This window comes from Streptomyces sp. OfavH-34-F (assembly GCF_022347745.1).
In the GTDB taxonomy this organism is placed as follows: Bacteria; Actinomycetota; Actinomycetes; order Streptomycetales; family Streptomycetaceae; genus Streptomyces.
This window is the reverse complement of the sequence record NZ_JAKRGC010000359.1, coordinates 1-6,013: the sequence shown is the minus strand read 5'-3', so window position 1 is coordinate 6,013 and position 6,013 is coordinate 1. Positions and strand designations below refer to the sequence as shown.

At 75.2% G+C, this 6,013-nt stretch carries 8 protein-coding genes and 1 riboswitch; of the genes, 7 read left to right on the top strand and 1 reads right to left on the bottom strand.

What is annotated here, in order from left to right; all coding sequences use genetic code 11:
• The 7 genes from MHW47_RS30835 to MHW47_RS30805 all read left to right on the top strand — a co-directional run.
• Positions 1–410, top strand: a 410-nt coding sequence (locus MHW47_RS30835; protein ID WP_275449838.1) for an acyl-CoA dehydrogenase, incomplete at its 5' end; no start/stop codon positions are given.
• Positions 407–562, top strand: coding sequence for a hypothetical protein (locus MHW47_RS30830; protein ID WP_239227167.1), 156 nt, complete (start codon positions 407–409; stop codon positions 560–562). The genes MHW47_RS30835 and MHW47_RS30830, both read left to right, overlap by 4 nt.
• A 92-nt stretch (positions 563–654) precedes the next feature.
• Complete coding sequence (locus tag MHW47_RS30825; RefSeq protein ID WP_239227166.1) at positions 655–915, top strand: acyl carrier protein; 261 nt, start codon at positions 655–657, stop codon at positions 913–915.
• The gene (locus MHW47_RS30820; protein ID WP_239227165.1) at positions 912–2,138 is read left to right on the top strand and encodes a beta-ketoacyl synthase; all 1,227 of its coding nucleotides are present in this window, start codon (positions 912–914) and stop codon (positions 2,136–2,138) included. The genes MHW47_RS30825 and MHW47_RS30820 overlap by 4 nt, the downstream gene beginning before the upstream one ends.
• Before the next feature lie 60 nt (positions 2,139–2,198).
• Positions 2,199–2,384, top strand: a riboswitch (cobalamin riboswitch).
• A gap of 60 nt (positions 2,385–2,444) precedes the next feature.
• Positions 2,445–3,482 carry an ABC transporter substrate-binding protein gene (locus MHW47_RS30815; protein ID WP_239227164.1) on the top strand — a complete coding sequence of 346 codons (1,038 nt, stop codon included), beginning with the start codon at positions 2,445–2,447 and terminating at the stop codon, positions 3,480–3,482.
• Positions 3,479–4,570, top strand: a complete 1,092-nt coding sequence (locus MHW47_RS30810) for a FecCD family ABC transporter permease (RefSeq protein ID WP_374230176.1) — start codon at positions 3,479–3,481, stop codon at positions 4,568–4,570. Before MHW47_RS30815 ends, MHW47_RS30810 begins: the two co-directional genes overlap by 4 nt.
• Positions 4,567–5,343 (top strand): ABC transporter ATP-binding protein, encoded by a 777-nt coding sequence (locus MHW47_RS30805; protein WP_239227163.1) that lies wholly within the window; start codon positions 4,567–4,569, stop codon positions 5,341–5,343. Before MHW47_RS30810 ends, MHW47_RS30805 begins: the two co-directional genes overlap by 4 nt.
• A 93-nt stretch (positions 5,344–5,436) precedes the next feature.
• On the opposite strand, the gene MHW47_RS30800 is transcribed toward MHW47_RS30805, so the two are convergent.
• The coding region (locus tag MHW47_RS30800) for a YsnF/AvaK domain-containing protein (protein WP_239227162.1) at positions 5,437–6,013 on the bottom strand (577 nt) is incomplete at its 5' end.

The following is a 6,013-nucleotide window of genomic DNA, read 5'->3' as shown; positions in this document are numbered from 1 at the left end:
GCGACCCGCTGGAGCGGTGGAACGCGGCGGCGGGCCCGGCGCTGCGCGGCGTCGAGGCGCATGCCTGCCGGCTGGCGGCCGAGGCGTACGCGGACGCCGTTGAGGCGCTGCCGCCGGGGCCCGGCCGCGACCGGCTGGACGAACTGGCCCGGCTGTTCGCCCTGGGCCGGGTCGCCCGGGAGAGCGGCAACCTGCTCGCGGCCGGTCACCTGAGCGCCGGTCAGGCCGAGTCGCTGACCGACCGCACCGAGGAGATGATCGCGGCGGTGGCCCCGCATCTGCCGGAACTCGCCGACTCCTTCGCCTTCCCGGAGGAGATGCTCGCCGACTGGCCGATCACGGGCGCCCGGTACGCCGACGTCTACGACGACCCGGAGGCCCACTGGCACACGGGGGAGGAGCACCGGTGAGGAGCACCTGGGCGCGCCGCGCCGCCGGGGCCGCGCAGGCCGTCGGCACGGGGGCCGTGCTCCTCGTGTACTGGTCCACCGTCGCCCTGCTCGCACGCCGGTGCGGCGCGGCGCGGACGGGCAGTGCCGAATCGGTTCGCCGCAAGGCGTAACCGGATGGTCGCTGCTCAGTTGTTCCGGCGTCGGGACAGTGCGCACCGGCGCCGGACACCCCCCACCGGATGGACACGAGGAAAGGAAGACCATGAGCACGATTCACCCCCGGATCACCGATGTACTCAGCCGTACCTTCAAGGTGCCCGTGGCCGAGATCCTCCCGGATGCCACGATGGACAGCCTGGACATGGACTCCCTCGCGGTCGCCGAGTTCGCCGTCGTGCTCCGGGAGGCCACCGGCGTCGAACTGGACACCGCCACCCTGCACCGGCGGACCACGCTCGCCCAGCTCACCGACCACCTGCACGCGGCGGCCGGCGGCGGCAGCCCGGTGGGCAGCGCCCGATGAGGACACCCGCCATCGCCGTCACCGGGCTGGGCATGATCACCCCGGTCGGCAACGACACCGAATCCACCTGGGACGGTGTGTGCGCCGCGGCCAGCCCGGTCCGCACCGTTCCCGCCCTCGCCGGATGCGCGGTCGACTTCGCCTGCGTGGTCGACGGCATCGACCTGGACGCCGAGATCGGCCGCCGTACCGCCTTCCGGATGGGCCGGTACGTCAAGTTCGCGATTCTGGCCGCCCGGGAGGCCGTCGCCGACGCCGGGCTCGACCCGGCCGGCTGGGACGGCAGCCGGGTCGCCGTCGTCGTCGGCACCAGCAGCGGCGGCACCGCCCACCTCACCGACCAGGCGCTGGTCCTGGAGCGGCGCGGCCCCGAGGCGACCTCGCCCGCCGGGGTGCTGCTGACCATCCCCAACATGCCGGCCGCCGAGATCGCGATCGAGATGCGGGCCACCGGACCCAGCATGGCCCCCTGCACCGCCTGCTCGTCCGGGGTCACCGCGCTGTCCGTCGCCCGCGACCTGCTCGCCACCGGACAGTGCGACGTGGCGATCGCCGGGGCCACCGAGTCGACGGTCTTCCCCATCGCCATGACCGGGTTCGCCCGCTCCGGCGCCGCCGCCCACCCGGACGGCGGCGACCTGTCCCGGCTCTGCCGCCCCTTCGCCGCCGACCGGGCCGGGCTCGTGATGGGCGAGGGCGCCGCCGTCATGGTGCTGGAACGCGCGGCCGACGCGGAGGCCCGGGGCGCCGAACCCCGCGCCCTGCTCGCCGGCACCGGGGCCACCACGGACGCCCACCACCCCACCAGCCCGCGCCCCGACGGCCGGATCGCCGGGGCCGCCGTCGAGGCCGCGCTGCGCGACGCGGGCTGGCGGGCCGAGGACGTCGAGCACGTCAACGCGCACGGCACCGCGACCGAGCGCAACGACGCCGCCGAGGCCGCGCTCATCGCCCGGATGTACCCGCACCGGCCGCCCGTCACCGCGCCCAAGGGCGTCCTCGGCCACTGCATGGGCGCCGCCGGGGCCATCGAAGCGGGGCTGACCATCCTCACGCTCCAGCGCGGAGTCATCCCGCCGGTCGCCAACCTGGACGCCCCCGCGCCCGGGTTCGACATCGACTGCGTCACCAAGCGGCCGCTGGTCCGGCCCGTCCGCCGGGCCGTCAGTCACTCCTTCGGCTTCGGCGGCCACAACGCGGTGGTCGCGCTCCTGCGCCCGTGAGCCGGCCGGCCCACCGGCCACGGGGGCCGTAGGCGGGCGCCGGGCCGCGCGGACCCTCGTGGTAGCGTGCCCGCAGCCAGTCGAACTCCATCCAGGAGTCAGGGAATCCGGTGCGAATCCGGAACTGACGCGCAGCGGTGAGGGGGACGGGCGGGACCACGGCCACTGGCAGACACCGTCTGCCGGGAAGGCGTCCCGTCCGCGTGAACCCGAGTCCGAAGACCTGCTGGCGACCGCCGTCCGGACCGGGCGGCGGGTTCCGTACAGGGGGCCCCGCGCCTGGGCCCAGAGACGCCGAGGTACCCCGTGCCGCCCATAGGGCCCGCCCGTTCCGCCACCCTGCTCACCGCCGCGCTCCTGCTCCTGACGGCCTGCGGCGGGGCACCGCCCGGCGAGGCCGGCGCCCCGGGGAAGGCGGACGGCTATCCGGTCGTGCTGAAGAACTGCGGACGCACCGTCACCGTGGACGCCGCCCCCCGGCGCGCGGTCTCCGTCGACCAGGGCACGACGGAGATCCTGCTCTCGCTCGGCCTCGCGGACCGGCTCGCCGCCACCGCCACCTGGACCGACCCGGTGATGAAGGGCCTGGAGAAGGCCAACGCGGGCGTGCCCCGCATCGCCGACAACCGGCCCTCGTCCGAGAAGGTCCTCGACCAGGAGCCCGACTTCGTCGCCGCCGACTTCGAGTCGACCCTCGCCAAGGGCGGCGTAGCCCCCCGCGAACAGTTCGAGAAGCTCGGCGTCCCCACCTACGTGGCGCCGGCCGACTGCACCGCCAAGGACAACACCAAGGACGGCGACGGCGTCCGCACCGGCCCCCTCACCCTGGACAGCGTCTACACCGAAGTACGCGATCTCGCCCGGGTGTTCGGCGTGCCCGAACGCGGGGAGAAGCTCGTCGCCCGGCTCCGTACCCGGGTCCGCGAGGCCGCCGACGGCATCGACGCCTCCGGCACCACCGTCCTGTACTGGTTCGCCAACTCCGAGTCCCCGTACCTGGCGGGCTGCTGCGGGGCGCCCGGCATCATCACCCGCGCACTCGGCCTGAAGAACGTCTTCGACGACACCCACGACGAGTGGCCGCAGATCAACTGGGAGACCGTCGCCGACCGCGACCCGGACGTCCTCGTCATCGGCGACCTCACCCGCAAGTCCCAGACCGCCGAGAGTGCCGCCGGGAAGATCGCCTTCCTGGAGTCCAACCCCGTCACCCGGAACATGGACGCCGTACGCCACAAGCGGTACGTCCTGCTCAGCGGCCAGGCCATGAACCCGACCATCCGCACCGTCGAGGGCGTGGAACGGGTGGCCGCCGGGCTGCGCGGGTTCGGGCTCGCGAAGTGACCGACACCCACCGGCCCGCCGCACCGCCCGACCGCACGCAGCGGCCGCCCGCCGCCCCCGGTGGCCCCGGCCCGCGCGCCCTGTGCGACGGGCTGCTGTGGACCGGCGGCGCCGCCCTGCTCGTCCTGTCCGTCGCGGTCGCCGTCACCATCGGCCCGGCCCGGATCTCCGTCCCCGACGTCTGGTCCGCCGTCGCCGCCCACCTCGGTGTCGGCGAGCCCCGGCTGAGCCCGATCCGCGACGGCATCATCTGGAACCTGCGCATGCCGCGCACCCTGCTCGCCGCCGTCTGCGGCGCGGGCCTCGCCGTCTGCGGGACCGTCATGCAGTCCCTGCTGCGCAACCCGCTGGCCGACCCCTTCGTCCTCGGCGTCTCCTCCGGCGCGTCCACCGGGGCGGTCCTGGTCGTCGTGCTCGGCGTCGGCGGGGGAGCGGTGTCGCTGCCGGCCGGGGCGTTCGCCGGGGCGCTCTGCTCCTTCGCGCTGGTGATGCTGCTCAGCCACACCCTCGGCGGCTCCACCGACCGGGTGGTGCTCTCCGGGGTCGCCGCCATGCAGCTGTTCTCGGCGCTCACCTCCTTCGTGGTGATGACCGCCGCCGACGCCGAACAGACCCGAGGGGTGCTGTTCTGGCTGCTCGGCTCGCTCGGCGGGGCCGGCTGGGGCGACGTACGCGTCTGCGCCGCCGTCCTCGCGGTGACCCTGGCGGTCTGCCTCGGCCACGCCCGCACGCTGGACGCGTTCGCCTTCGGCCAGGACGCGGCCGCCGCCCTCGGCGTGAACGTCGCACGCACCCGGACCGTCCTGCTCTGCACGACCGCCCTGCTCACCGCCGCCCTGGTCAGCGCGGCCGGCGCGATCGGCTTCGTCGGGCTCGTCCTGCCCCACGCGGCGCGCGCGCTCACCGGCTCCGGGCACCGCAGACTGCTGCCGGTCACCGCGCTCGCCGGGGCCGTCTTCCTGGTCTGGGCCGACACCCTCGCCCGGACCGTCCTCGACCCGCAGGAGGTACCGGTGGGTGTCGTCACCGCCCTGATCGGGGTGCCCGCCTTCGTCCTGGTCCTCTACCGCACCAGGCGGCCGGCATGACCGCGGCGGCCGGCGGGCTGCGGGCCGACCGGGTCGGCCGCGAGGCCGCGGGCCGGCTCCTGCTGGACGGCGTCACCCTCGCCCCGGAACCCGGCACCACCGTCGGCCTGATCGGCCCCAACGGCTCCGGCAAGTCCACGCTGCTGCGCATCCTGGCCGGAGTCCTCGCCCCGCACACGGGCGTCGTCACCCTGGACGGCGCACCCCTGGCCGCGACCGGCCGGCGCGCCGTCGCCCGGCGGGTCGCGGTCGTCGACCAGCACGCCGTCACCCAGGAGGAACTCAGCGTCCTGGACGTCGTGCGCCTGGGCCGCATCCCGCACCGCCGCGCCTGGTCCGCCCCCACGGCCGAGGACGCGGCCGCGGTGGACGAGGCCCTGGAACGCACCGGCCTCACCGCCCGGCGCGACCAGTCCTGGCACACCCTGTCCGGCGGGGAGCGCCAGCGCGTCCAGATCGCCCGCGCACTGGCCCAGCGCCCGCGCGAACTCCTGCTGGACGAACCCACCAACCATCTGGACATCCAGCACCAGCTGGAACTGCTCTCGCTGGTCACCTCGCTGCCGCTGACCACCGTCGTCGCCCTGCACGACCTCAATCTGGCCGCCATGTTCTGCGACCGGATCGTGGTCCTGGACCAGGGACGCGCGGTCGCCGCCGGCAGCCCCGCGCAGGTGATCACCGAGGAGCTGATCCGGGACGTCTACCGGGTGCGGTCCGTCGTCACCCCGGACGGTCCGGACGGCCGGCCCTCGGTGCGCTTCCTGCCCTGACCGCCCGCACCGGCCCCGGCGCACGGGAGGGCGGACCCGTCCGACGGGTCCGCCCTCGATCGCCGTGCACCGCGGCGGGCGCGCCGGCGCCGGTCAGCGGTGGCGTCCACGGCCGAACTCGCCGCCCATGTCCTTTCCGCCCCTGTCCGGGCCGCCCCGGTCCTTGCCGCCCTCGGTGGTGCCGTCCGCGTAGTCGATCTGCTCCTTGCGCAGCTCGGTGGAGACCTCCTTCTGCTCCGTCACCTTCTGGGTTTCCATCCGCACGCGCTCGACCGGGACCGTCTCCTTGCGCATCGTGGCGCGCTCGGCGTGCAGGGTGACCTCCACGTCCTGCTCGGTGAGGTCGCCGCGCACGCCCTTCCGGTCACCGGGCTGCAACGGCTCGCGGACCACACGCACCTCCTCGTGCGAGACCGGCACGGTGCGCGTGACGTTCTCGGTGACGACGTACTTGTGCAGCCGGGCCCGGCCGCTCTCGTACTCCTCGGTGCCGATGTGCAGCTGCTCCTCGGAGCGGATCATCTCCTCCTTGCCGTCCGGCCCGGCGCCGGACCGCATGGTGCCCGCCCCGGCCCCGGCCAGCGGACGGCCCGCGCCGGTGCCGGCGGTGTCGGCGTCCCGGTGCCTGCCGGTGCCGGAGGTGCCCGCCGCACCCATGGCCCCGGCCCCG

Excerpts from the sequence above, each read along its gene's own strand:
- MHW47_RS30825 (WP_239227166.1), top strand. The coding sequence starts at position 655 with ATGAGCACGATTCACCCCCGGATCACCGATGTACTCAGCCGTACCTTC.
- MHW47_RS30820 (WP_239227165.1), top strand. The coding sequence starts at position 912 with ATGAGGACACCCGCCATCGCCGTCACCGGGCTGGGCATGATCACCCCG.
- MHW47_RS30805 (WP_239227163.1), top strand. The coding sequence starts at position 4,567 with ATGACCGCGGCGGCCGGCGGGCTGCGGGCCGACCGGGTCGGCCGCGAG.